Origin of the sequence: Erwinia sp. E_sp_B01_1 (genome assembly GCF_036865545.1) — a bacterium.
Lineage (GTDB): Bacteria > Pseudomonadota > Gammaproteobacteria > Enterobacterales > Enterobacteriaceae > Erwinia.
In genome coordinates this window covers 2,236,911-2,262,949 of sequence record NZ_CP142208.1, presented here as the reverse complement: position 1 = coordinate 2,262,949, position 26,039 = coordinate 2,236,911, and the positions used below count along the sequence as shown (strand labels likewise).

General features: G+C 51.6%; 22 protein-coding genes and 1 pseudogene. 9 read left to right on the top strand and 14 right to left on the bottom strand.

The genetic code is table 11. The annotated features are described in order from the left end of the window. Positions 1–155: 155 nt before the first annotated feature. From VRC33_RS10835 to epsC, 6 genes are all read right to left on the bottom strand, one after another. Positions 156–575 carry a GNAT family N-acetyltransferase gene (locus VRC33_RS10835; protein WP_338563718.1) on the bottom strand — a complete coding sequence of 140 codons (420 nt, stop codon included), beginning with the start codon at positions 573–575 and terminating at the stop codon, positions 156–158. A 156-nt stretch (positions 576–731) separates the two neighbouring features. Beyond that, entirely contained in the window at positions 732–1,895 is a 1,164-nt protein-coding gene (locus tag VRC33_RS10830) for a M20 aminoacylase family protein (protein WP_338563716.1), read from the bottom strand. A gap of 4 nt (positions 1,896–1,899) precedes the next feature. Beyond that, positions 1,900–3,417, bottom strand: coding sequence for an aldehyde dehydrogenase family protein (locus VRC33_RS10825; RefSeq protein ID WP_338563714.1), 1,518 nt, complete (start codon positions 3,415–3,417; stop codon positions 1,900–1,902). Between the two features lie 4 nt (positions 3,418–3,421). Next, positions 3,422–4,312, bottom strand: coding sequence for an NAD(P)-dependent oxidoreductase (locus tag VRC33_RS10820; RefSeq protein ID WP_338563711.1), 891 nt, complete (start codon positions 4,310–4,312; stop codon positions 3,422–3,424). Next, complete coding sequence (locus VRC33_RS10815; RefSeq protein ID WP_338563709.1) at positions 4,309–5,217, bottom strand: VOC family protein; 909 nt, start codon at positions 5,215–5,217, stop codon at positions 4,309–4,311. The genes VRC33_RS10820 and VRC33_RS10815 overlap by 4 nt, the downstream gene beginning before the upstream one ends. Further along, a complete protein-coding gene (epsC, locus tag VRC33_RS10810; RefSeq protein WP_338563706.1) occupies positions 5,214–5,987 on the bottom strand; it encodes a serine O-acetyltransferase EpsC in 774 nt (257 codons plus the stop codon). Before epsC ends, VRC33_RS10815 begins: the two co-directional genes overlap by 4 nt. A gap of 113 nt (positions 5,988–6,100) precedes the next feature. On the opposite strand from epsC, the gene VRC33_RS10805 reads away from it, so the two are divergent. Together VRC33_RS10805 and VRC33_RS10800 are read left to right on the top strand one after the other, a co-directional pair. Next, positions 6,101–7,012 (top strand): LysR family transcriptional regulator, encoded by a 912-nt coding sequence (locus tag VRC33_RS10805; RefSeq protein ID WP_338563703.1) that lies wholly within the window; start codon positions 6,101–6,103, stop codon positions 7,010–7,012. A 449-nt stretch (positions 7,013–7,461) separates the two neighbouring features. After that, positions 7,462–8,859, top strand: coding sequence for an amino acid permease (locus VRC33_RS10800; protein WP_338563701.1), 1,398 nt, complete (start codon positions 7,462–7,464; stop codon positions 8,857–8,859). A gap of 109 nt (positions 8,860–8,968) precedes the next feature. Here the strand turns inward: VRC33_RS10800 and VRC33_RS10795 are convergent, their stop codons facing one another. After that, complete coding sequence (locus tag VRC33_RS10795) at positions 8,969–9,178, bottom strand: hypothetical protein (protein WP_338564832.1); 210 nt, start codon at positions 9,176–9,178, stop codon at positions 8,969–8,971. Positions 9,179–9,277: 99 nt separating this feature from the next. On the opposite strand from VRC33_RS10795, the gene VRC33_RS10790 reads away from it, so the two are divergent. Continuing rightward, positions 9,278–10,069: a substrate-binding domain-containing protein gene (locus VRC33_RS10790; protein ID WP_338564831.1), complete on the top strand. Its 792-nt coding sequence runs from the start codon at positions 9,278–9,280 to the stop codon at positions 10,067–10,069. 160 nt (positions 10,070–10,229) lie between these two features. On the opposite strand, the gene VRC33_RS10785 is transcribed toward VRC33_RS10790, so the two are convergent. From VRC33_RS10785 to VRC33_RS10775, 3 genes are read right to left on the bottom strand one after another with little or no spacing between them, the layout of a single operon-like run. After that, positions 10,230–11,417, bottom strand: a complete 1,188-nt coding sequence (locus VRC33_RS10785; protein WP_338563698.1) for a Xaa-Pro peptidase family protein — start codon at positions 11,415–11,417, stop codon at positions 10,230–10,232. 16 nt (positions 11,418–11,433) lie between these two features. Next, positions 11,434–12,135, bottom strand: a complete 702-nt coding sequence (locus VRC33_RS10780; protein WP_338563695.1) for a GntR family transcriptional regulator — start codon at positions 12,133–12,135, stop codon at positions 11,434–11,436. 55 nt (positions 12,136–12,190) lie between these two features. Then, the gene (locus VRC33_RS10775; RefSeq protein ID WP_338563692.1) at positions 12,191–13,198 is read right to left on the bottom strand and encodes a Gfo/Idh/MocA family oxidoreductase; all 1,008 of its coding nucleotides are present in this window, start codon (positions 13,196–13,198) and stop codon (positions 12,191–12,193) included. A gap of 368 nt (positions 13,199–13,566) precedes the next feature. Between VRC33_RS10775 and VRC33_RS10770 the strand changes: the two genes are divergently transcribed. From VRC33_RS10770 to VRC33_RS10745, 6 genes are all read left to right on the top strand, one after another. Further along, positions 13,567–14,583, top strand: coding sequence for a TRAP transporter substrate-binding protein (locus VRC33_RS10770; protein WP_338563689.1), 1,017 nt, complete (start codon positions 13,567–13,569; stop codon positions 14,581–14,583). 36 nt (positions 14,584–14,619) lie between these two features. Continuing rightward, positions 14,620–16,500, top strand: coding sequence for a TRAP transporter large permease subunit (locus VRC33_RS10765; RefSeq protein WP_338563686.1), 1,881 nt, complete (start codon positions 14,620–14,622; stop codon positions 16,498–16,500). Between the two features lie 18 nt (positions 16,501–16,518). Then, a complete protein-coding gene (locus VRC33_RS10760) occupies positions 16,519–16,938 on the top strand; it encodes a heme-binding protein (RefSeq protein ID WP_338563684.1) in 420 nt (139 codons plus the stop codon). 156 nt (positions 16,939–17,094) lie between these two features. Continuing rightward, positions 17,095–18,195 (top strand): phosphotransferase, encoded by a 1,101-nt coding sequence (locus VRC33_RS10755; RefSeq protein ID WP_338563681.1) that lies wholly within the window; start codon positions 17,095–17,097, stop codon positions 18,193–18,195. A 37-nt stretch (positions 18,196–18,232) separates the two neighbouring features. Further along, on the top strand, positions 18,233–19,585 hold the full coding sequence (locus VRC33_RS10750) for an aspartate aminotransferase family protein (RefSeq protein ID WP_338563678.1): 1,353 nt from the start codon (positions 18,233–18,235) through the stop codon (positions 19,583–19,585). A gap of 13 nt (positions 19,586–19,598) precedes the next feature. After that, complete coding sequence (locus tag VRC33_RS10745; protein ID WP_338563676.1) at positions 19,599–21,197, top strand: gamma-glutamyltransferase family protein; 1,599 nt, start codon at positions 19,599–19,601, stop codon at positions 21,195–21,197. A 147-nt stretch (positions 21,198–21,344) separates the two neighbouring features. Here the strand turns inward: VRC33_RS10745 and VRC33_RS10740 are convergent. The 4 genes and pseudogenes from VRC33_RS10740 to tkt form a co-directional block, all read right to left on the bottom strand. Beyond that, positions 21,345–22,717, bottom strand: a pseudogene (locus tag VRC33_RS10740) (PTS ascorbate transporter subunit IIC). Between the two features lie 38 nt (positions 22,718–22,755). Continuing rightward, complete coding sequence (locus VRC33_RS10735) at positions 22,756–23,028, bottom strand: PTS sugar transporter subunit IIB (RefSeq protein WP_338563673.1); 273 nt, start codon at positions 23,026–23,028, stop codon at positions 22,756–22,758. A 30-nt stretch (positions 23,029–23,058) separates the two neighbouring features. Further along, complete coding sequence (locus VRC33_RS10730) at positions 23,059–23,523, bottom strand: PTS sugar transporter subunit IIA (RefSeq protein WP_338563671.1); 465 nt, start codon at positions 23,521–23,523, stop codon at positions 23,059–23,061. A 39-nt stretch (positions 23,524–23,562) separates the two neighbouring features. Further along, positions 23,563–25,560 carry a transketolase gene (gene tkt, locus VRC33_RS10725; RefSeq protein ID WP_338563669.1) on the bottom strand — a complete coding sequence of 666 codons (1,998 nt, stop codon included), beginning with the start codon at positions 25,558–25,560 and terminating at the stop codon, positions 23,563–23,565. Positions 25,561–26,039: the final 479 nt, after the last annotated feature.

Sequence of the window (26,039 nt, the reverse complement as noted above, 5' to 3'; positions counted from 1 at the left end):
TGACGATTTAGTTTAAAACACTAAAAGCATGATAAATAATGATAATTTATCATGCCGTGGCGCTTTTCGAGGAGATGAGCACTGAACCCTTTCCTGTTACCTGCCAAAGTGTGCAACGGGCACCCACTCTGGCAGCGGTTCTGCCCTGTCAGAGGTTATACCAGTTCTGCAGCAAGCAACGTCCATGAGCTGGGGTGCTGCTCAAAGCCAATTTTCGGATAATAATTTACCGCCTGGGGCGCAGCTAACAGGATAACCCGGCATTGCGGATGAAGCTGTTCTGCAGTTTTCGAGATCAGTGCCTTGCCTATCCCTGCTTTCTGAATGCTGCCAGAAACCGCTAAATCTGACAGATAACAGCAGAAGGTGAAGTCGGTCAGGGATCTGGCGACCCCAACCAGCTTATCCTCAGCCCATGCCGTCACCAGCAGGTTTGCATGTTCAAGCATTGACGTGATGCGCGCTTTATCGGCTAAAGGCCTTCTCTCACCCAGTGAAGTTTCACCTAGCAGGGCAACAAACTCCTGTTCCGTTATGGGTTCATTGATTTTGTAAGTGATGTTTTTATCCGTCATTTCTTTTACCAGACCTCGCTATAAAAACAGGCTATTCAGTGGGTTACTTTCTGTGCTTTTTGAGTATCAGGGATTGCTTTCACTCCCGCAAGCCATAAGCATTTAAATTGCTCCTTAAACCGCCCGGTGGGGAATTATCCACGATAACCGTAGGGATTATTTACTCAACTGACTCTCGACTAGCGATTGCCAGAGCCTGATACCGGTTTCGATAATCCCATCATTAAAGTCAAACCAGGGGCTGTGAAGCGGATAATGCGTGGCGGGATCGCCCTGCTCTTTTGCACCCAACCAGAAATAAGCCCCTTTACAGCTTTCCAGCATAAAGGAGAAATCTTCAGAGGCCATTGAAGGGCTGATATTCCAGATCACCCCGGACTCGCCCAGCACTGAAATAGCGGCCTTACGGACATTCGCTGCGGCTTCCGGATGATTCAGGGTCACCGGGTAGCCCTGCTGATAGCCAAGCTCACAGGTTATCTTTTCAGCCACGGCGGTTGCCTCTGTCAGTTCCCTGATTAATGCCTCAATCTTTTCGCGCGTTGGCTGCTGCAAACAGCGAACGGTTCCCCTGATCATCACCTTTTCCGGTATGACGTTATAGGCCTCTCCTGCATGAATCTGCGTCACGCTTATCACGGCATTGGCCAGCGGTGAGATCTTCCGGGAGACAATCCGGTTAAGGGAAGCGATCAGTTCGCCTGCAATCAGAATGCTGTCCGTGCCTGTTTCTGGCATGGCTGCATGGCAGCCCTTTCCGGTCAGCTCAATATCAAACGTATCCAGAGAGGCCATCATGGCCCCTTCGCTGACGCCAACCAGCCCGGCCTCCAGGCCTGGCCAGTTATGCAGGCTGTAAACGCTGTCCACGGCAAACTCTTCAAAGAGCCCGTCTTCAATCATCGCCTTCGCGCCGGCAAACCCCTCCTCTGCGGGCTGGAAAATATAATGGACGGTGCCGTGAAAATTCCTTGTTTCACTGAGCTGGCGTGCGGCCGCAAGAAGTATCGCCGTATGGCCATCATGCCCGCAGGCATGCATACAGCCCGGATTTGTGGATCGGTAACTGACCTCAGAAAGTTCAGCGATGGGCAGCGCATCTATGTCGGCACGCAGCCCAATAGTGGGCCCCTGCCCGTTGCTCAGGGTGCCGACAACGCCCGTGCCGCCAATGCCGGTCCGCACTTCCAGACCAAAGCCTGTCAGCAACCCGGCAATCATGCTGGCCGTTCTGAACTCCTGATACGCAATCTCGGGGTGAGCATGAATTTCCCGCCGCCAGCTTACCGCCGCCTCCAGAAGTGAAACCGGTATTGTCATCTGCTTATTTCTCCTGGGCTCCGTAACCAAAGTTGACCAGGGGATCGGCAGCGGTTTCCACCCATACGCTTTTCACTTCGCTGTATTCCCTGAGCGCTTCAAGCCCGGAGGACCGTCCATACCCACTTTCGCCATAGCCCCCGAACGGGGAAGCCACATTGATGGTTTTGTAACCATTGATCCAGAATGTTCCCGCTTTAATTTGTCGGGCTACCCGATGCGCACGGCCAACGTTGTTGGTCCAGACCGCACCCGCAAGGCCAAACCGACTCTCATTGGCAATGCGTATAGCCTCTTCCTCATCTTTAAAAGGAATGGCAATCACCACGGGCCCAAAAATCTCTTCCTGGGCGACGAACATCTGATTATTCCCCTTAAGAATGGTCGGATTGATGTAGTAGCCTTCAGAGTCCGGCACCGGGATGGCGTTCTGCCCGGCCACTTTTGCGCCCTCCGCATGGGCTTTATCCAGCATGCTGCATACGTGACGATACTGCTTCTCGTTGTGGATCGGGCCAATCTGCGTTTCTGGCTCTTCCGGATTTCCCACGCGGAACTTTTTAGCGGCTTCAGCCATATCAGCCACAAATTTCTCGTAGATACTTTCCTGAACCAGCAGACGGGAACCTGAAACGCAGCTCTGCCCGGCACCGCCGAATATGGCGCCCTGTGCACCCCGCAGCGCTTTATCCCAGTCGGCGTCTTCAAACACGATATTGGCCGACTTGCCACCCAGCTCAAGTACTGCCGGGATCCCACGCTGTGCAGCAGCAACAGCGATCAGCTTGCCTGTGGCCGGAGAGCCGACGAAGACAACCTTACGAATGGGCGCTTCGGCAATCAGCTGCTGACCAATCGTATGACCATACCCGGCAATGACATTGATCAGCCCTTTTGGCGCGCCGGCACGTTCAGCCAGCACTGCAACGATCAGTGAAGTCAGTGGCGTCATTTCAGAGGGTTTGAGGATCACCGCATTGCCCGCAGCAATAGCCGGGGCTATTTGCCAGCCACAGGTGAAAATCGGTGCGTTCCACGGGGTGATCTGCAATACGGTGCCCAGGGGTTCATAGGTAACATAGTTCAGATGGGTGGTGGGCACCGGGATAACCTCACCATGAAGTTTGTCGGCCCAGCCAGCATAGTATTCGAACATCTCCGCGACTTTTTGCACTTCACCTTTTGCATCACGAACAGGTTTGTTCGCGTAAAGGGCTTCGATTTCGGCGAGGTTATCCGCTTCTTTGCGAATCTCAGCGCCGATGTTATACATGATGCGTCCACGGGCCTGCGCCGTAAGCGCCCACCATTGGGTTTGTGCCCGGCCAGTCGCTGTTTTCAGCACCGGGAGAAGCGCGGCTCCCGCATCTCTGTAACTGAACAAATCAGTGCCGTCATGCGCTTTTTTAACGGTGATGATGTCACCCTCGCCGGCGATGAAACGCCCGTCAACATAGCTGGCCACACCCTGATGATCGCCCCAGTAGTCAGCGAGTTTTTCCTGCAATTTGCTGATGCTCATGACGTTACTCTCCTTTGGCAAACAGTGATTTATCGGTCTGTGAGACGATAAAAGTGAAATCCTCATCATCCGGGATAGTGGCCAGACTTTTCTGCCAGAGCTGGCCGACAGAGGCAAACAGTGGCAGGTCCAGTTCGAGCTGATCGGCCAGTTTCAGGGCCAGGCCGACATCTTTGCGCATCAGACCCATGGTAAAGCCTGAATTCCAGGCTTTATTCAGTATCCACTTCTCAAAAGAGACTTTGCTCACGGTGCTGCCGCCAGATCCGGCATTGATGCCCTGCAGGACCCGCTCCGGATCCACCCCGGCATGAACCGCCATGGAGAGGGCTTCTGCTGTAGAGATCAGATGGGCAGCGCACAACATATTGTTGGCGATTTTGGCCACGTTTCCTGCGCCACATTCCCCCACATGAACCTGCGTGGTGCTCATGGCTTCAAGGACGGGCAACACGTCCCGGTACTGCTCTTCACTGGCGCCAATAACCATGGACAGGGTTCCGGTAGCAGCACCTGCTGGCCCACCTGATACGGGCGCGTCGATAAAACCGATGCCTTTTTCCTGTAATTTTTTCGCTGTGGCACGACTGACCTCCGGGGTCGACGTAGTGGTATCTATAATGATCAGTCCGGGCTTTCCGGAATGAATAACCCCTTTTTCACCCAGACAAACGGCCTCGACATGCTCCGCTTTAGGCAATGAGAGGATCAGAATATCGGTGCTTTTTAGCAGCTCGCTGACGCTGGTGGTGCAGGCTATCCCTTTCTGGCTGAGCCTGCTACGGGCCTGCTCTGACAGGTCGAAGCCGGTAACTGAAAACCCTTTTCCGGACAGGGTTGTTGCCATCCCCGCCCCCATATTGCCCAGGCCGATTACCCCAATGTTGAAACTCATAATTGGTCGCCCTCCTGAATACCCGTAATAAATTCGAAAATGACGTTGCCCGTCCAGTCGGGGGCAACCAGGATACGGTCAGAAAATTCGCTAAAGGGGATGTTCTGATGCTCAAGGATCAGTTTCAGATCGTCGGGTTTATGGGTGTTCAGGGTGATAGCAATTCCATGCGCGCCCGGTTCTTTCCGTTCAGGAAGAGGAATGCCGGGATAATGTTTCTCTGCTGTTTCCTGATCCATTGCGCGTAGCTGGCCATACCCGGTTTCCGCTGTGAGCACGCCATCCTTAAGCACCACATTCTCGCCGTAGAAGGTTTTCCAGCGCTCAACCAGAGAGGCTGGATCAGCTAGCCAGGTGACGGCAACAATGGCATCCACGCCATTGGGGTGGTGTTGCCAGCCCGGCACCCAGATAAGTTCTGGTTTGTGCTGATGGCAGATAAAGTTAGAGATATCAGGCTGCTGTTCATCAATAAACAAACCCAGGGAAACCACAGCTTCATCTGGTGAACCATCTGGCAGGGTCATCCTGCGGCGAAAATCTATACGCCCCTGTCCTGCAAGACCGGCAGTAGTCAGATCTTCATAATCTTTATCAGCATCTTTGCTGTGCAGGGCCACCAGCGAAATCCCCTCTTCACCCCGTTCCAGGAAAGAGCCAAGCTGCCTGCCAAAACAGAAGCCATTAACCGAATTGGTGCCAAATTTCGTGGCGTCGTCAACGCCTATCAGCTCAATGAAATTATTGCGAAACATCATCAACGAGGTGACGGTTCCCCAGGGGTGGTAACTGACCGGTGAAGGTGAAAAACCCATCCGGATATAGAGCTGTAATGTCCGGGCGTGATCTTTTACGGTAACTAACGGATGTTCCAGACCAAATCTGGTTTGTGCTGGAGGGATCATAACGACTCCTTGGTCTTACAGGGCTTAGAGGAAAGGGTTTGTAGCTCTGCGGGTACGTCCGCAATAATTTTTGCAGGCGATCCGGCAACGATCACGCCAGCAGGAACAGCTTTAGTAACCACAGCACTGGCCGCCACAATGGCGCCCGGCCCCACGGTAATATTGCCGAGCACGGTAGCACCGGCACAGATAAGCGCCCCCCGGCCAATTTTGGGATGTCGCTCTCCGGCTTCAGTCAGGGTGCTGCCCAGCGTGACGCCATGCCAGAGGCTGACGTCATCTTCCACCACCGCAGTTTCGCCAATCACGATGCCAATGCCATGATCAACAAACAGTCCGCGTCCCATGCTGGCCGCAGGATGAATATCAATATTCCAGTGTTGCGAAGTCCAGTTTTGCAGGAGCACCGCACTTTGCCGGTCTCCTGAAAGCCAGACCTGATGAGAGAGACGTTGAGAGGTTAAAGCCAGAATGCCCCTGAAGCTCAGAAGCCCGGTCAGCTCATCCGGACAGGCAGGATTTACCGCCGCCAGTTTGCGCAGGTCATACTTTGTGTCATCAGCAATATCGGGGAAATTCTGCATTACTTCGGCGAACCACCCCTTGAGATCAACGCCCGGCGCATGGAGAGAAAGGTGATGCGCAAGATTCCCACAAAGCGCTGAAGGCAGATCGTCGAAATCCAGGATCAGTGATTTCAGATACTCTTTAAGCCGGGGATTGCGTTGAGTCAGCAAGCCGGCCTGCTCACAAATGTCGCGCCACAACATAGTGTTAACCTTTGCATATTTAATTTAACCGCAGTATAGACAGCTGTCAGCGCTCTAAACAATAATCAGCTTATGTCTGCTTTGTTGCGTTTAGATCAACACAGGAACTGAGAATGAACGGAATTAGCTTTAACCGGCTGCGCTATTTTTTTGAAGCTGTGAGGCTGAAAAGCGTCCGGGGCGCCGCGGATTACCTGAATGTGGCCCCTTCCGCAGTAAGCCGACAGATCTCCCAGCTTGAACTTGAACTGAACAGCCAGCTGATCGAAAGACATCGCCGTGGCGTCCGGCCTACGGAAGCGGGTGACAGAGTCCTGGCTTTTTATCAACACCATCTGGGTGAACAGGAACTGTTGATTGATTCTTTACAGGCCTTGCGGGGGTTGCAGTCAGGCAGCCTGACGCTGGCAATAGGTGAAGGGTATATAGAGAGTATTTCAGGGATCCTCTCCGATTTTTCTGCTCACTATCCCGCTATCAGAATCAATATTGAGATTTGCGGCAGCAATGATGTCATACGGCTTATCGTTGAGGATGAAGCGCACATTGGCATCCTTTATAACCCCTCCAGGGATACAAAATTACGGACTCATCAGTCTTACACGCACCCGTTGTGTGTAATCACCAATCCTGAGCATCCGCTGGCCTTACAGGCTAAAGCGGTTGAGATCCAGAGCCTGGGTGAACACAGGCTGGCTCTGACCAGAGTCTCCCACGGTATCCGGCAAATCGTCAGTCGCGTTGAAGAGGATACCGGCATCACTCTGGAACCGGCCGTAGTCTGTAATAATCTGCTGCTGCTGAAAAACTACGCCAAAGAGGGGGGCGTCTCTTTGTTACCGGATTTTATGGTGCGGGATGAAGTACGGGCTGGCAGTCTGGTGGCTATCCCACTGCATCACCGGCTGTTTGCTTTTACTGAAACGCAGATCGTGACCCGTCTGGGAAGGCAACACGGATCCGGCGTGAACAAACTTTTGCAGAAGATCACCGGGAATTTATTTAAAGAACAAAAGGCATCCTGATTTACAGCGTTCTGTTTTTAGCAACAACATAATCCCGGTATGATATTGCAGCGTTGAGTAACAGTGATAATATTGACACTTAACTATATTCACTCCCTTATTATTTATTACAAGGGAGTGCTTTGCGTTGCTGAATTTAATCATTAAAAGCCAGATGCACCACAATAAATCAGCATAACCATCAGGGTGCGTAAATTATTTATTATTACTGTGACTTCCCCCGCCAATCACAAATAACAGCCATGTCATCACCCTGCTTTTCATTTAAATTGCATTTTTTCTCGCTATTATCTGTGTGAATCTGACCTGCGGATAACTTTGCCGCCCCTGCTCTGCCCATTATTTTTTATAAATGAATGCGGAAAGATGTTTGTGGCATAGCCTTTGCAGATACTTAAAGGTGGCAAAAATTGTTTTTTATTTTCCCTGCAATTAAGAGGTAAACCGTTATGGCCCAGGGTGAACAACAGCGTGGACTTAAAGAAAGACATCTGAGTTTGATGGCATTGGGTGCGGCAATAGGAGTAGGTCTTTTCCTTGGATCCGCAGCCGCCATAAAAATAGCCGGACCCGCCATCCTGGTGGGGTATTTAGTGGGAGGACTGGCTATCTTTATCATCATGCGTTCTCTGGGTGAGATGGCAATCAAAAATCCTGTTTCCGGTTCTTTCAGCCGCTATGCGCGTGACTATCTTGGGCCCCTCAGCGGCTATCTTACCGGCTGGACGTACTGGTTTATGTGGATAGTGACCTGCATGGCGGAAATCACCGCCGTAGGGATCTACATGCATATCTGGTTCCCTGAAACGGCGAACTGGATCTGGGCGCTTGCCGCACTGACTGCCATGGCTTCAGTGAATTTTTTCGCGGTGAAGTTTTATGGGGAATTTGAATTCTGGTTTGCGATGATCAAAATCGTCACCATCGTGCTGATGATTGTTGCGGGTTCTGGTGCGATCTTTTTTGGATTAGGACACCACGGCATTCCCACAGGGTTTCATAACCTCTGGAGTAATCACGGCTTTCTGCCTTATGGTATTACCGGTATTATAATGGCTATGCCACTGGTGATGTTTTCCTACGGCGGCATTGAAATTTTGGGGGTTACCGCAGGAGAAGCGCAAAACCCGGAGAAGTCTATCAGTAAAGCAGTTAATACCGTTTTCTGGCGGATATTGATTTTTTACGTGGGTGCCTTACTGGTTATTATGTCTGTTTATCCCTGGGATCAGCTGGGGACTCAGGGAAGCCCCTTTGTAATGACCTTTGAAAAAATGGGCATCCCTTCCGCTGCCGGTATTATTAACTTTGTCGTGATTACAGCCGCTCTCTCCTCCTGTAACAGTGGCATATTTGGTACGGGCAGAATGCTGCTTAATCTTTCTCAACAAGGTCATGCGCTGGGATTATTTAAGCGAATTAATAAGAATGGCGTGCCAGGGTTTGCGATAGCGTTCTCAGTAATAATGCTGTTGATTGGAGTGGCCTTAAACTATCTCGCTCCAAAAGAGCTGTTTATCTGGCTCAGCGCCGTTTCTACTTTTGCTTCGGTCTGGACCTGGCTAATCATCCTTCTCTCGCATATTAAATTCCGTGCTTCTCTTTCTCCCTTAGAGAAATCAAAAACCTTTTTGCTGGTCCCGCTCTACCCTGTCACCTCCTGGCTTGCCGTGTTATTTCTGCTGGGTATCGTCGCCATCATGCTCTCACAGGCTGAACTGAGAGTATCCGTCGTCATTGGCTTTGGCTGGATAGCCATGTTGACAATCCTTTATTACGCACTCGGCTATAACAAAACAGAACGGCGGGCGGAAGCCCTTCTGGTGCCGGGCAGAAGCAATCACTAAATCGCCCCGGTTATTGCATTAAAAAATAGCCCCCTGTCCTCAGGGATAGAGATTCTGCATCAGGGGGCTTTCCTGGCGCGACAAAGCTGTTGCACTCCATGCGTTTCGACTATCCCTGCAACGTTTGCTCTCCCGCGCCTCTTCGGATTGGTGTCGGGCGTTCGCAGGTAGTCTGAAGCACAATTTCCTTACCTGCGGATTTTTCCAACCCGTCAAGAATTTCAAAAATATGCAGCGCCATTTCGCCAGATGCCCGGTGATCGCGCCCCTCTTTGATGGCCACAGCCATATCCACTAACTTTTTTGCGGTCAGCAACAAAGGGGGAGTTCTCTACTTTCGGCTCCAGAAATATCCGTCTATTTATCGCGGAACATCCTGTTTTTACGCCGTTCGGTCAGCGCCGGCTATGGCCGGACTGTGCTTCAGAAACTGGAGGACAGACTGACATCGGCTGGGAGTAAAGTTCTTGAAGTCTCCTATAACGATGCCGATCACGCCCGACTGGCTATTCAGGGACTTCCAGCATTTGATGCCTGTGTGGTTCAGTCCTCATTCAAAATCATTGCTATTCAAACGCTCCAGGCAATAAGAGAAAAAGCGTCGGGTATTATTCTTCACGGGCTGGGGCTGACCGGAACAGAAGTGGATTGTATTGGCCACGACTGGGGTTCCTCAGTCTCACAAGCACTAAGAATTTTGTCCGGTAAAGGCCATAAGCAGATCGGCTTCGTCACTACAGATCGTCCTTTCATGGCTAACCTGATGGGAATTCGTCGTTTTCTTAACTGGTGTGATGAGCGTCAATATTCCGCTGATGAGTATTTAATCCGCATGCCTGTGGTGATCCAGGGCGACTACGAAATGGCCGTTGCTGAGACGCTGCAACAAAAACGGAAGAGCACAGGTAAACTCCCTTTTACTGCCTTGATCTGTTGGGGAGTAGAGCATCACGCGCGTCTTCTTGAGGCGATGTCTCTCAGCCATATAAAAGTCCCGGAGGAGTTAAGCGTAATTCTTCTTGGCGGTCCGGATGAGGCACAAAATCACTCATCCGCATTTACCACGCTTGGTTCAACCGCTGAGCTTCAGGCTGAAGGAATATTTAAAAATATTGGCGAACGACTTGCGAACCCCACTTCGGCCCCAAAAGTGACTTTTTTGCCTGCAGAACTTTATGAAGGCACCTCAGTACACAAGATAAGCAAATAATAATACAATTTACAATACTTCGCTAAAGTGTATTACTTTTTCGTATTGAAAAAACCGGGCGCTATCCTGCCCGGGATTAACCATTCTCATCCATCACGATAGAAACTGACGTTAATATAAACAGGGACTCCGCCCTTCAAGTCACAGGGTAAAACTCTCTTCAACCGCCGAAGCGAGTCCAGCCACGGCCAAAGTCCCCATAAGCCTTTACGGAACCATCAAGTTCAATGGCCAGGGTATCTTCCAGTTTGATAAAGCCTACGCGGGGATGTTTAATCGCCGCTTCAACAGATATCACCATGCCTGGCTCCAGCGGGCGTTCAGCATCCGGGTTGTCGTACGGGTAGCCAGATGGGGCAAGACGCGGAGTCTCGTGGGTGACAAGCCCCAGGCCGTGAGCCACAAAGTCGACATATTTTGCATTAGGCGAACGTGCAATCTGCGCATTGGCGGCAGTGTAGATCTCTTTGCCTGATACACCTGCCTGAATGGCACCGCGGGCTGCCGTCTGGATGGCATCAACTTCCGCGATCAAGTCTTCCTGTTCCGCATCCGGCTCACCCACAATGGCCATACGGCAAAGATCGCCAATGTAACCTCCGAGTTGTCCACCTGAGTCGATAGAGACAATATCGCCCTGCTTCAGAACGTAATCAGAAGGAGCGCGGTTAAGGCTGGTTCCTGCGGTAATGAGGCAGTATTCATAAGAGAGGCCACGTTTGATCTCTTCGGCTGCAAGTGCCGAAACCAACTGATGTTTAGTGGCGCCAGGACCGTGCGCAGCCACAACGGCCAGCATTGAGTGAACCACGTCATCGGAAGCCTTTTTGATCATCTCAAGTTCACGGGAAGTTTTGATCGACCGCAACAGTTCCAGAGGACGCTGGCAATTGACCAGTTCAGTGCCGGGCAAATGTTTCTTTAATGCCAGTGCGGCTTCATAAGGCAGGAAGTCAGGTTCAATGCCGATTTTGGTAATATCTGCCCCCATATCCCGGATATAGGGCACGGCAAAGTTCAGCGAATCCTGAATACCCCAGGCTTTGGTGCTGACTTCATGCATCCAGAACTTATCCAGCTCCAGTTCAAAGGATTCCATACCATGACCGATATAGACTGTTTTTTCCGGTTTCCCCCGGAAATAGGCCATCAACGGGAAATATTTACTGGTGCCAAAGGCTTCAAAAGAGTCAAAAAAGAAAAACGTATAACCACCGAGTAAATAACGCAGATTATGGCGTGATGACACCAGAATAACGTCTAATCCGGCATTCTCGAGATAAGTATCAAGTTTCTTACTGTCGAAGGGAGGCCTTCCCTTAGTCACTGGAATAGCGGTGGTACCCATTTTTCATTTCCTGTTATTAACGTTTAGTTGCGGACTCGAGCCTTGCACGCTGATGTAACCAGGCCACCAGCTTGCCACCCTCGCTTTCATTGTGCGCCCAGGCTTCATGTGCGGCCGCCAGGCCATCGCCCCGCAGCAACGCATCGATCATGGGCCGGTGCTGCTCAATGATGCCAGGCAGATTACCGGTCATTAACTGGTTGCTGATCTGGATATAAAGGCGGACCTGCTGCTCAACCAGACGATACTGATCGGCAAGGCGTGTATGCCCAACGCATTCAATCAACGTGCGGTGAAGCGCGAAATCGCATTCACTTGCCTCATGCACATCGCCATTCATGCAGGCATGGACAAGGTTGTTCATCGCCTCTTCAATCAGGGACTGCAAATGAGGCGTCATATTCTCCGCGGCCAGCCTGATCGCCAGACTTTCAAGGCTGGCCCGCAGTGTCCAGAGTTCCCAGGCATCGTCAGCGGTCAGGGATTTCACTTCCCAACTGGTATAGGGTTTTTTGACCAGTAATCCTTCCGAGGCCAACTGGTGCAAGCCGGTACGCAGGGTTGCCCGGCCAATCCCCATCTGATCCGCCAGCGTGGTTTCTGTGATCCGCTCACCTGGCTGCAGTGCGCCAGAAAGGATAAATTCCCGCAGGCTGTCTGTAGCCAGTGCTTCTATTGACCGCTTTTCTAACGGCGCGAGTGAACGTTTAACAACCACAATAAGTATCCTTTCTGAAACCTGGTTAAGTTAGCTCTGGATCAACCGGCGGGAATTACCAGTCGAAGTGAACGGTTTCGCCTTTCAGCGCAGAGGTCAGTGAAGCTTCAATGACTCTGATAAGTGCCGCACCCGGATGGTGCAGAACGCTTCTGTTAGGCAAGCCACGAATTGCATGCGCAAATTCAGTAAATTGATTGCGGAACAGTTCATTCGTGACCAACAGCGTAGCGCCCTCGCCTTCTGGCGGAGAAAGCACAACTTCCCCATTGACTAAGACGGTGTTCACATCGCGGATTTCCACAACATATCCGTTAAACAACAGCACGTAGCGCTCGAAGAATGGCTGTTGATTGTAAGACAAATGAACGGTAGCCATCTTATCATCCGGATAGCGGATCAGGATCATCGCTTCATCTTCTGCTTTCCAGCAGTCACGCAGTCCGGCCGCTTCCGCATGAACCCGCAGCGGGTAGTCTCCCAGCATTGCCTGGACAAAATCAATCGCATGCGATCCCAGCATCGGGAAAACCAGACCTTCTTCACGCGTGCGATCTTTCCACCAGGGTGCCTGTGGGCCATCCCAGTACATGCAGAATGAGGCCTGAACGGCACGCAAGGTGCCAAAACGCGCCATATTGTCCTGAACGTAACGCACTGCTGAACCATGACGACGCGACTGCCCAATGGCGAGAACAAGTTTCGTTTCATCTGCCACGGCGGCCATCTGCATTGCCGTCTGGTAATCATCCGTCATGGGTTTTTCAACCAGCACATGTCGGCCACCGCGAAGACATTCAATGGCCACAGGAGCATGTAACTGGTTAGGCAGGCAAAGATCGAAGGCTTCAATTTCTGAACAATTTAACGCTTCTTCAACGGAGGAAAAGGCATAAAGCGCGCCATGCTTTGCGGCAGAAGCTCTGGCCAGCTCAATGTTCTGATCGATAACCGCGATCAGTTTCCCTTTCTCCGGCTGCGAGGTGATGGCACCGAGGTGGGCATCTGAAACGCGGCCTGCGCCAACAACGGCCATTCCTACAGGCTTGATAGTATCCGACATATATTTACCTTATTTATAAAGAATCAGTAGCTGATTGCTATTAAAAAACGCCCCTGACACAGGATAACGGGTGGGGTTTAAATAAGATGCTACGACCATCGGCGATTGTCGTCAATATAATTTAATCCTCCCCAAAATAGTGCTTCAGTGCGTTTATTTGGTGCAATCAAAAAGCCACCACACCCCCAGATTAATATTTACCATTCAGTCTGAAATTAACAATAAATCCATTTAAAACATACAATTATAAATAATATTTTGCGCAAATTTGAATATTGGCCTTTAAATTGCTTCAGTAAAAAACAGCATGGTTGGTTGTCGACAATCATCACTTAATAATGAAAATCAGTCCTTTTGTGGAGATTGCCATGAGCATTAACCGTCGCAAGTTTTTAAAAGCATCGGCCGCCGCAGTGCTGACGTTGCCTTTAGCGGGAACTTTTTCGAAAGCCTTTGCTGCAGGATCCAGCTACACACTCAAAATTGGAAATTCTTTTCCCAGCGCGCACCCTCTTAACGTGCGTTTGAAAGAGGCGGCTAAAGCCGTTGAAGCCAAAACCAACGGTCAGTTAAAAGTCCGAATCTTCGCTGACAGCGCATTGGGATCTGACAGCGACATGATGAGCCAGGTCCGTTCTGGTGCACTGGATGCCGTCTGCACCTCTCTGCTGTTTTTCGAATCTCTGGAGCCTTCCGCTAACATTGCCGGTCTGGGTTTCGGCTATAAGAACTACGATACCGTCTGGGCAGCCTGGGATGGCGATGTGGGCCACTACGTCCGCCAGCGTTTGTCCAAACTGGGTATCACTCCCCTTGAAAAAACCTGGGACAACGGATTCCGTCAGATTACCAACAACGTGCACCCGATTAAGACCGTTGGGGATCTCGCCGGGATGAAAATTCGTGTTCCCAGCGCACGTATACAACAGGATTTGTTCGTTTCACTGGGGGCAGCGCCCACTTCACTGAGCATTAAAGAGACTTACTCAGCCCTGAAAACGCATGTGGTTGATGGTCAGGAGAATGCCCTTACCCACGCTGAGTTCTGGAAGTTTTATGAAGTGCAGAAGTATTGCTCAATGACCAGCCACATGTGGGATGGGCTGACCGTGGTGTGTAACAGTGATATCTACAGCGGTATTCCGGATAACCTTCGCACCGTGTTTACTCAGACCTTTAATGATACTGCCCTGTTACAGCGTAAGGACATGGTTGCGCTGAATACCCAGCTTCGTGACTCTCTGAGCAAAAAAGGCATGGCGTTTAATGATGTCGACAGAGAACCCTTCCGCCAGAAGCTGGTTGATGCCGGTTTTTATAAAAAGTGGCGCGGGATTGTTGGTGAGGAAGTGTGGGCGCTTTACGAAAAGTATGCCACCGCATGATTGTTTGTTTCATTACCCTAAGTTCCTGAGGTAAATATGAGTATCCCCTTTTCTGTGGAAAATTCACTGTATTCCGACCGTCGCCCGACGCTGTTGGGGCGTATCGAAGCGATCGCTGGAGAGATAGTGGGTGGCCTGGCTGCGGCTATTATCCTGTTTGAGACAGTGCTCCTTGCAATGGGGGTATTCGCCCGTTACGTGTTGCACTCGCCCATTTTCTGGAGTGATGAACTGGCATTAATCCTGTTTGCCTGGCTCTCTATGTTTGGCGCTGTTCTGGCCCTGCGCAACGCTCAGCATATGAAGCTCGGTTTTATTGTCGACAAGTTCTCACAATCCACTCAGCATCGCCTGCAGGTGTTTACCTGGACACTGCTTACGGCAGTGATCGCCGTTCTGCTGGTCGCTTCATGGAATTACACCCTGCACTCCTGGATTGAGAAGACCCCTTCTCTTCAAATTTCAGTGGGATACAGAGCGGCCTCTATCACCGTCGGTTTTGCATTGATGTTGCTGACTTGTCTTTCACGTCTGCAGGATATCGCCCGTCTCTCCACCCTTTTAGGATCCGCGGTAATTATCGGCGTGATTGCGGTCGCTTTCTGGGCAGCAGGGCCCTTTTTTAACAGCATCGGCAATTACAGCCTGATTTTCTTCTTTGTGCTGATGGTGCTGGTCTGTATCGCAGCGGGCCTGGAAATTGCCCTGACTTTTGCCATGGCGACCCTGGCCTATATCGCCATCATGACCCATGCGCCGTTCAGCATAGTGATCAACCGGCTGGATGCGGCTATCTCTGACTTTGTGTTGCTTTCCATTCCGCTGTTTATCTTCGTCGGCGTCCTGCTGGAAGCCACCGGGCTTTCCAAAGCGCTGATCGACCTGATGGTGAAACTGCTGGGCCATGTGAAGGGCGGCTTCCATTACGTTCTGATTGCTGCGATGTACCTGGTATCGGGAATTTCAGGTTCAAAATCCGCTGATATGGCGGCAATTGCCCCGATCCTGCTGCCGGAAATGAAACGTCGTGGAAACAGCGAAGGCGAGACTGTCGCGCTGCTCTCGGTATCCGGGGCGATGGCTGAAACTATCCCGCCAAGCATCATTCTTATCGCTGTGGGGGTTTCATCGGGCGTCTCGATTGCCGCGCTGTTTGTCAGTGGACTTGTTCCGGCCCTGCTCGGCCTGCTGGCTCTGGCGGCGGTGGTCTTCTTCCGCCAGCGCAAAAGCACCACGGTCAGTGCAGAACGCGCCAGTAAAAAAGAGGTGTTTAAAGCGCTGGTCATCGCCCTTCCGGCCCTCGCGCTTCCTTTACTGATTCGCGCGGCAGTGGTGGAAGGTGTGGCGACGGCAACGGAAGTGGCAACGGTAGGCGTGGTTTACGCCATCTTCTGTGGACTCTTTGTCTACCGTAAGTTCCCGCTGAAACGTATTTACCGCGCGATGATCGCCACTGCTTCACTGACGGGCGCCATTATGCTGGTGACCGGCCTGGCGGGCGGTATGGCCTGGGCGCTGACTCAAAGTGGCTTCTCAGATGACCTGATGACCCTGATGAAGAGCCTGCCCGGTGGCTGGATTGGCTTCATTCTGGTGTCGGTGGTGTTCTTCGCCATTCTGGGCAGCATTCTGGAAGGGTTCCCGGCCATCGTCCTGTTTGCTCCTCTGATGTTCCCTATCGCCAGTGAATTCGGTATTCACGGCGTGCACTATGCAATGGTGGTGGTGCTCTCAATGTCGATTGGCCTCTTCTCTCCGCCTTTCGGCGTCGGATTCTACTCAGCCTGTGCAATTGGTCAGGTAGCACCAGATAAAGTGATGAAAGATATCTGGATCTACATGCTGGCTTTTATCGCAGTGGTGTTGGTTGTCGCTCTGGTGCCGTGGTTCTCCACCGGCTTGCTCAATGATCTGTAAGGGTAAAAGGATAAAAATATGAAAAGTAAGCTGATTATTGATTTAGCCACGGCCAGAGCAGTCTGCAATCAGGCGATGAATTATGCGACCGGACAAGGCTGGAATGTGGCTGTAGCCGTAGTTGATGACGGTGGACACGCGGTGATGGTCGCCCGAACGGATGGCACTTCGCCAGTGAGCGTTTATATCGCTCAGGATAAAGCTAAAACGGCTGCCATTGCCCGTCGCGAAACCAAAGTTTTTGAAGACGAGATCAACAGTGGCCGGGTTGCGTTTCTCAGCGCGCCGGTGAAAGGCGCTCTTGAAGGCGGTATCCCACTTATCGCTTTTGAACAGACGATAGGTGCAGTAGGCGTGGCCGGAGTGAAACCTCATCAGGCCGCTGAAGTGGCCAGGGCGTCGGTTGCCCTGTTCGACCAGATAATTTCGGAATTATAAATCACTGATTACCTTCAGTTGCAGCAGGGAACTGGCAGTAGCGCTTGCGGCTGAATAAGCACATTGAAATGGGGATCTTTCTGCCTTTTTAAATTGTCGACAAACGACAACAAAGGCAGAAAGAGTGTACTGATACTCACTAATTAAGTAATCACTATGAAACCAACCACGCAAATTATCGATGACAATATTGAGAAAGTGGCAGAAGAAGGTGGCCTTGCCGGCGCCTATACGGTGATGGGGGAATATGAAGCTATCCGCCTGGCCTCCACTGTTTACAGCCTTTCAGCTTCTGCACAGCGTCTGGATACCGAGAAGGATGACACCTTCCTGATGAAAACCAGCCAGGGCGAGAAATATATTCTTAAGGTGGCTAATCCTTCTGAGGATAGTGAGGAAATTGATTTTCAGACAGAGTTGCTGGAATACATCACTACCCAGGATCCCTCCTTACCTGTCCCCCATACGGTCAAGGCGCTTGACGGCTCTCTGCACCCGGTGATCACCGACCGGGCAGGACAGACAAGGCATGTTCGCCTGATGACTTATCTTGAGGGAACACCTCTGGACAGAACCACCTCATCAGCGGCGGAACGCGAGCACATTGGGGAAGTGCTCGGGCGGTTACGCCTGGCCTGTACCGGTTTTTCTCATCTGGGCGACTCCCGCGTACTGGCATGGGATGTGCAGCATCTGAAAGAGCTTCAGCATCTGTTGCCCGAAATTGCCGACGAAGAACAACGCGCACTGCTCGAACAGGGCATGGATCGCTATCTTGCTCTGCTTCCCCGTATCAGAGCGTTACGCACACAGGTGCTGCACAACGATTTCAGCCAGTCCAACATCGTGGTGGATCACGATGCGTCTGCCTTCGTCACCGGCATTATCGATTTTGGTGACGCGGTGAAAACAGCCATAGCCATTGATGTTTCAACTGCCCTGCTGAACCAGTTGCCCCGTAATGCGCAGGGTGAACGCGGAGAAGATATTTTTAACGCGGGTAAAGATCTTTTAGCCGGTTATCTCAAAGTTACTGAACTCACAGAGGAAGAGCTTGAGCTGATCCCGCACCTGACCATGGCGCGGGTGATTGCCAGAACCCTGATCACCCACTGGCGCGTGAAGCTTTTCCCGGAAAACGAACCCTACATCATGCGCAATACCGAACAGGGCTGGGCACAACTCCGCTGGTTCCTTGCCCATTCAGTAGAAGAAGTTTCCGCCTCCTTAAAAAACGTTACTGCCCTGGCAGAGTAGTTTTATCCTCAAGTCCATCAATAAGAGAACTGTTTTTATGACAACTTCTAAGCCAAATGCACCTCGCGGTAAAATGAACAACGCATTTAACCCGAACGATCTTGATCATCTCGATGCAGAAACCCGCGAGCTGGTACAGCGTCGTATGCGGTTACTTGGGCCTTCCTACCGCCTGTTCTACAGCAATCCTGTGGAAATCAGCAAAGCGAAAGGCGTGCTGCTTTGGGATAAGAACGGCAATGAATATCTTGATGCCTACAACAACGTGGTTTCTATCGGGCATGGCAATCCTCGCGTCGTTCAGGCGGTGGCTCAGCAGATGGAAAAACTCTGCACCCATACCCGTTATGTCAGCGACGATATTCTGAATTACTCTGAGCAACTGCTGAAAACCTTTGGCGGCCGCATGAGTGAAACCGGCCATACCATGTTCACCTGTACCGGCTCAGAAGCCAACGATCTGGCGATTCGTATTGCTAAACACCATACCGGCAAAAACGGCATTATCGTCACTTCTGAGGCCTATCACGGTAACTCTGATATGACGGCTTCCTTCTCCCCTTCGCTGGGTGAGCACTCGCCGTTAGGCACCTGGGTTCGTCGCGTCCCTGCCCCGGATTCTTACCGCACATCACCAGAAGAGATGGGCAAGTTGCTGGCGGCCCATGTCAGAGAGCAAATCAAAGATCTCGAACGTCACGGTGATGGCCTGGCAGCCTTTGTGGTTGACTCCCTGTTCACCTCCGACGGCATCTATCCTTACCCGGATATCCTCGCACCGGTGGCTGAAGTGGTCAGAGAAGCGGGCGGCCTGTTTATCGCCGATGAAGTGCAGTGTGGCTTTGGCCGCTGCGGCGATGCGATGTGGGGTTATCAGCGTCACGGTATCGATCCAGACATCATCACCATGGGCAAACCAATGGGCAACGGCTATCCGGTTGCCGGTATCGCCGTCACGCACGAGGTGGTGGAAAGCTTTGGCCGTGATATGCGTTACTTCAATACTTTTGGCGGCAATACCGTGGCAATCGCCGCGGCTCAGGCAACGTTAGACGTTATTGTCGAAGACAAGCTGATGGAAAATTGCGATAAAGTGGGCCGTCTGCTGCTTGAAGGCGTTCAGGGTATTGCCAGACGTTATCCTCAGATCGGGGATGTGCGCGGCGTTGGCCTCTATATGGGCGTGGAAATCATCAGCGATGCTGAAAACAAAACGCCGGATCAGAAAACGGCAGCGGGCCTGGTTAATGCCCTGCGCGATCGTCGTGTACTGATCTCCGCAACCGGGTTCCACGGTAACGTGCTTAAGATCCGCCCACAGCTTATTTTCACCGCCCAGGATGCAGAACGTTTACTGAAAGACATCGACGCTGTTTTTGCTGCACTTTAAGCAGGGGAAAATTATGAACTGGGATCTACCTTTCTCATCAGGCAGACAGCCTGTAACAGGCCGCAACGTTGTGGCCACCTCTCAGCCTCTGGCCGCTCAGGCGGGTGCTGCTGCGCTGGCGCGTGGCGGAAACGCCATTGATGCGGCGCTGGCTACGGCCATCACGCTCACCGTGGTTGAGCCGGTGATGAACGGCATTGGCGGCGACGGTTTTGCGCTGGTCTGGGATGGCAAAACGCTGCACGGCCTGAACAGCTCGGGCTTATCCCCGGCTGGCTGGACACCTGAGCGCTTTGCCGGTCTGGATTCTATGCCTTATCGTGGTTGGGAAAGCGTTACTGTACCAGGCCAGGTTGCAGGCTGGGTTGAGCTTTCCAGAAAGTTTGGCCAGCTGCCGTTTAAAGATCTCTTTATTGATGCCATCCGCTATGCCCGCGAAGGCTTCCCGGTCAGCCCGGTGATTGCCCGTCAGTGGGAGCAGTCGGTTAAAGATCTGCATATGCAGCCTGGTTTTAACGCCTTCACGATTGATGGAAGAGCGCCAAAAGCCGGTGAAATCTGGCGTTTCCCTGAGCAGGCCGACACGCTGGAAGAGATTGCCGCGACCGAAGGGGAATCGTTTTATCGTGGACGCCTTGCGCGCAAAATCGTCGACTTCGCGGAACAACACGGCGCAGTTTTAAGCCTCGAAGATTTGGCCGCGCATAAAAGCGAATGGGTTAAGCCGATCTCGGTGGATTTCCAGGGTTATAAAGTGCATCAGATCCCACCTAATGGTCAGGGTATCGCCGCCCTGATTGCGCTGGGTCTGCTGGATAACCTTGCCTATAACGAAACGGCACCGGGTTCTGCCGAACGTATGCATCTGGAAATTGAAGCAATGCGGCTCGCCTTCGCCGATCTGCATGAGCACGTTGGTGATACGCGGCATATGCGCTTTGATCCGACCTCGTTATTAAGCAAAGAGTACCTTGCTGAACGCGCCAAAACGATCAACCCAGCTTTACGGGGTAAACACATTGCCGGAACGCCTAAAAGCAGTGGCACTGTCTATCTCTGTGCCGCAGATGACCAGGGCCGGATGGTCTCCTACATCCAGTCTAACTACCGTGGCTTTGGCTCGGGGGTTGTGGTGCCGGGCACAGGGATTTCATTGCACAATCGCGGCTACGGTTTTGTCACCACGCCCGGCCATGTCAACCAGGTTGGCCCATCTAAAAAACCGCTACACAGTATTATCCCGGCGTTTCTGACCCGTGATGAGAAGCCAGTCATGGCATTTGGCGTGATGGGTGGCAACATGCAGGCACAGGGACATGTCCAGATGGTGCTGCGCAGTGTCGCTGAGGGGCATAATCCTCAAGCCTGCTCTGATGCCCCACGCTGGCGTATCAACGATGATTCGGTGCTGACTCTGGAGCCAACTGTCTCTGATGAAGTCGTTGAAGGGTTGAAAGCGATGGGCCATGCGCCGGAAGTATTGCCGCCGGGTAATCTGGATTTCGGCAGCGCTCAACTGGCTCAGCGCATCGATCACGATGAAAGCCGGGATGGCGTGGCCTATGTTGCCGGGTCAGATCATCGCCGTGATGGCTTAGCTCTGGCGAAATAAACGCTCCTGAAAGCAAAACTGGAGAACGCTTTTAATGGCGTTCTCCAGTCTGAACAGTTCCCGGAGCAGTAAATAATCCGGCATTTTCACTGTCAGAAAATGCCGGATATCCTCTTGCTAAATGTTGCCTGAGGTTACGTCAAAGGTTTAACTCACTTCCTCTTCCACCACTGGCTTCTTTTTAGCCGTAAAGTTATAAATAACCATCAGCGCAAAGATACCGGTAATTACCATGGTGATGGTGCCTTTATCCATAAAGCGCGCCATATTGCCGAGAATAATGCCCGTCACGCCAAAGTCAGTATCCGAGAAGGTGGTATTAGTCAGGCCAATCGCACCCAGTACCGGCAACAGAGCAACCGGCAGGAAGGTGATCAAAATACCGTGAGCAAAAGCCCCCAGCATCGCCCCGCGTTTACCACCGGTGGCATTACCAAATACGCCAGCCGTTGCCCCACAGAAGAAGTGCGGCACCACACCCGGCAGGATCAGCACCCAGTGAAGCTGACCCAGAACGAACAGCCCTACCAGCCCGCCGATAAAGCTGGAGATAAACCCAACCAGAACGGCATTTGGCGCATAAGGGAAGACGATTGGGCAATCCAGCGCAGGCACTGCATTGGGCACCAGCTTCTCAGAGAATCCTGTAAAGGCCGGGACAATTTCCGCCAGAATTAAACGTACACCCTGAAGAATGATAAATACGCCCGCAGCAAAGGTAATGGCCTGAATAAAGGAGTAGACCAGATAGTTCTGACCATTACTGAAGTTGCTTTCCACATACTCTTTGCCCGCTGAAATCGACAGAATCAAATAGATAATCAACATCGTCAGGGAGATAGAGATGGTGCTGTCACGCAAAAAACTCAGGTTTTTTGGCATGTTCATCTCTTCGGTAGATTTGGATCCTTTACCTACCAGGGATCCAATCCAGCCGGATAAGATATACCCAATCGTCCCGGTATGCGCTAAAGCAACCTGGTCAGTGCCAGTAATCTTACGCATATAGGGCTGAGCCAGCGCCGGGAAAGTGGCCATCAGCATACCCAGCAGTAAAGAGCCGGTGTAAATAAGCTGAATACCTTCAAAACCAGCCACTGACAAGATGATCGCCACCATGCACGCCATATAGAAAGTGACATGCCCTGACAGGTAGATATATTTCAGGCGGGTAAAACGGGCGACAACAATATTCGCCACCATCCCGAATGCCATAATCAGCGTGGTTGGCGCACCATATTTAGCCAGCGCAATCGAGACCATAGCTTCGTTGTTAGGGATGATCCCCTGAACATCAAAAGCCTGTTTGAAAATGTCGCCCAGCGGCGTCAGTGACCCGACCAGTACGGATGCACCACCAGCCAGCACTAAAAAGCCCAGGATAGTTTTGACTGTCCCTTTGATAACATCAGGGAAAGGCTTTTTTGTGCCATCAGTCCGAACAATGCCACCAGTCCTACAAGGATGGAGGGCACTTTCAGGACATCGACGACAAACTGCAAAAGGTTGTGAGCAAACATAGTAACCTCTACTTAAGGCGTTAATCTGAATTCAGGAATCAGTGCTTATCGAAATACTCACGTATTTTTTGCTCGACCTCTTTCAGGTCAATGATGTTGTTGATGATAATGACCTTGTCTTCAGGAAGATTCGCACTGTAAGCAATGTCTTTAGCCATCACAAATACATCAGCCAGATCGGGGGTTACAGACCCTAAATCGGAATGGTCTACCTCAGCTTCCACTTCAAGTTTCTTCAACACTTTTTTGATGTTCATTTCCATCATGAAGCTGCTGCCCAGACCCGATCCACAAACCGCTAAAATTTTCATATCTTGCCTCACCCGTTAATTATTTGTTGTTTACTGACTGACACTATTGTCGGCCAGTAGAATTGCTTTGAGTTCTTCTTTGCTACGCGCAGCAAAGATCGTTTCCATTATTTCATCATCGGAAAGCACTTCTGCCATCTGAGAAATCATTTCGATATGGCTGTTGCTGTCCGGTGCCGCGAACATAAAAATGGCGTCTACCGGATCGTTCTCATCAGCATCAAACTTTACCGGGTTAGCCAGTTTGACAATCGATAACCCCAGGGCTTTTGCGCCCTGTTCAGGCCTGGCATGCGGCATGGCAATCCGGGGGGCGATAACAAAATAGGGCCCGATCTCTTCTTTCTGACGGATGATGGCGTCAATGTAATCCTGCGAAATTGCGCCCTCCGCCAGTAATGGACGCCCCGCAATCTGCACGGCCTCTTTCCAGTCTGCTACCGCTTCAACATACTGAATTTTTTCGTTGTTCAACCACTTTCCCAGGTGTGACATAATTTTTTCCTGCTTTAAAAAGAGATGATCAATGCTTGCTTATTTCTTCAGCATGCCCCGGGCGACTTCAAGGACATTTTCTTTGGTAAAGCCAAAGTGCCGGAAAAGTACCGCTGCCGGTGCGGATTCACCAAAGGTCTTCATGCCGATTACCTTGCCGTCCAGGCCGGTGTAGCGTTGCCAGAACCCTTCAATACTGGCCTCGACTGCCAGACGAGTGCGAACATTACCTGGCAACACAGATTCTCTGTACGCCTGATCCTGTTTATCGAAACGTTCCGTACAGGGGATGGAAACCACACGAACCTGATGCCCCTCTTCTTTCAGCGCTGCCGCGGTAGCCACGACCAGCTCCACTTCAGAACCTGAAGAGATCAGCAGGATTTCAGGTTGTTGTTCGCAGTCGATCAATACATAACCCCCACGCGCAATATTCGCAAGCTGGACTGGCGTGCGGGGTTGCTGTTCCAACGGTTGACGGGTAAGGATCAATGCCGTCGGCCCATCTTTACGCTCTACCGCCTGCTGCCAGGAAACGGCCACCTCTACCTGATCGCAGCCACGCCAGGTTTCCATATTAGGCGTCAGACGCAGAGAGGCCAGTTGCTCCACCGGCTGATGCGTGGGGCCATCTTCACCCAGTCCGATAGTGTCATGGGTATAGACAAATACGGTGCGGATTTTCATCAGCGCCGCCATGCGCACGGCGTTACGGGCATATTCCATAAACATCAGGAAGGTGCCGCCGTAAGGGATAAAGCCGCCGTGCAGCGCCAGACCATTCATAATGGCTGACATGCCGAACTCACGGACGCCGTAAGAGATATAATTCCCGTGCGGCTGTTCAGCGCTGAAATCGACAGAATTCTGGTGGCGCGTAAGGTTTGAAGGAGAAAGATCGGCCGATCCCCCCATCAGTTCAGGAAGCAGAGTGGAGAACTGGTTCAGGCATTTCTGGCTGACCTGACGGGTAGCCAGGTTTGCAGGATTGGCCTGCAGCTTCGCGATGTACTGATCCATCTCTTCACTCCAGCTATCAGGCAGTTCCCCGCTCATCCGGCGGGTAAACTCTGCCGCCAGTTCCGGCCATTCCTGCTGATAACCCGCGAAAAGTTCGCTCCATTGCTGCTCATTGCTGGCACCCTGTTCGGTAGCATCCCACTCTTTATAAATATCAGCGGGGATCTCGAAGGCTTTATAAGGCCAGCTAAGCTCTTTACGCACCAGAGCCACTTCGTCTGCACCCAGCGCTGAACCGTGGCTTTCATGGCTGTTGGCTTTGTTGGGTGAGCCAAAACCAATGACGGTTTTGCAGCACAGCAGGCTGGGTTTGTCAGTTACCGCTTTTGCTTCACGTACTGCGGCATCAACCTGATCAGCGTTATGACCATCAATGCCTTCGATCACATGCCAGCCATAAGCGCGGAAGCGTGCAGCGGTATCTTCTGAGAACCAACCTTCTACGTGGCCATCAATGGAGATGCCGTTATCGTCCCAGACGGCAATCAGCTTGCCGAGCTGTAAGGTCCCGGCCAGGCTGCACGCCTCATGGGAGATACCCTCCATCAGACAGCCATCCCCCATAAACAGCCAGGTGTGATGATCGACAATGTCAAAAGCGGGTTTATTAAACTGAGCCGCCAGCGCTTTCTCTGCAATCGCCATCCCTACCGCATTAGCGATGCCCTGCCCTAATGGTCCGGTAGTGGTTTCAATACCGGGGGTATAGCCATATTCCGGATGCCCCGGCGTGCGGGCATGGAGCTGACGAAACGCACGGATATCATCCATAGTCACGTCATAGCCGGTCAGGTGCAGCAGTGAATAAACCAGCATAGAGCCATGACCGTTGGACTGAACGTAACGGTCGCGATTGGACCACTGCGGATTCTTAGGGTTGTGACGAAGATGGTGACGCCAGATCACCTCTGCAATATCGGCCATCCCCATAGGGGCACCGGGGTGGCCGGAATTGGCCTGCTGAATAGCATCAATGCTAAGAAATCGAATGGCGTTGGCTAGATCTTTCCGGGTCATTATTTCTCTCTCTTAATCATTGTCTGCTTCAATTTGAGGTTTATTCAGGCGGCTTATGAGCCCTGAACATGTCTACACATACCCTGGCGTGTAGCGGGTGCTGCACTGCATAACTGGCTGTATTGCATCGTGATGGTCAGAAACGCCATTTCTCAGGCCTTCGGCATCATAGAAATTAAAGCCTTTATATACATGCTATTAAAACAACGTGCTGGCAACTTTACTACCGAATCATCTGCAGAAAGTGCTTAATTCCTTCACGTCTAGACAGCTTTAAGGTGTATAGTCATCTGGATGATGAACCTGGACGTGTAGAGATACAACCTGTAAAGTGCAAATTGCGCTGGACAGGGTCAACGGGAGTGCAAATTCGTTAACTTGATCACATCTCAGGCGCTCTGAGAGGTATTGATAACGCAAAGTCAGGCATACCTGTGCAGGCAGGGCTGAACCAGGCCCCTTTTATACAATTGGCGGGA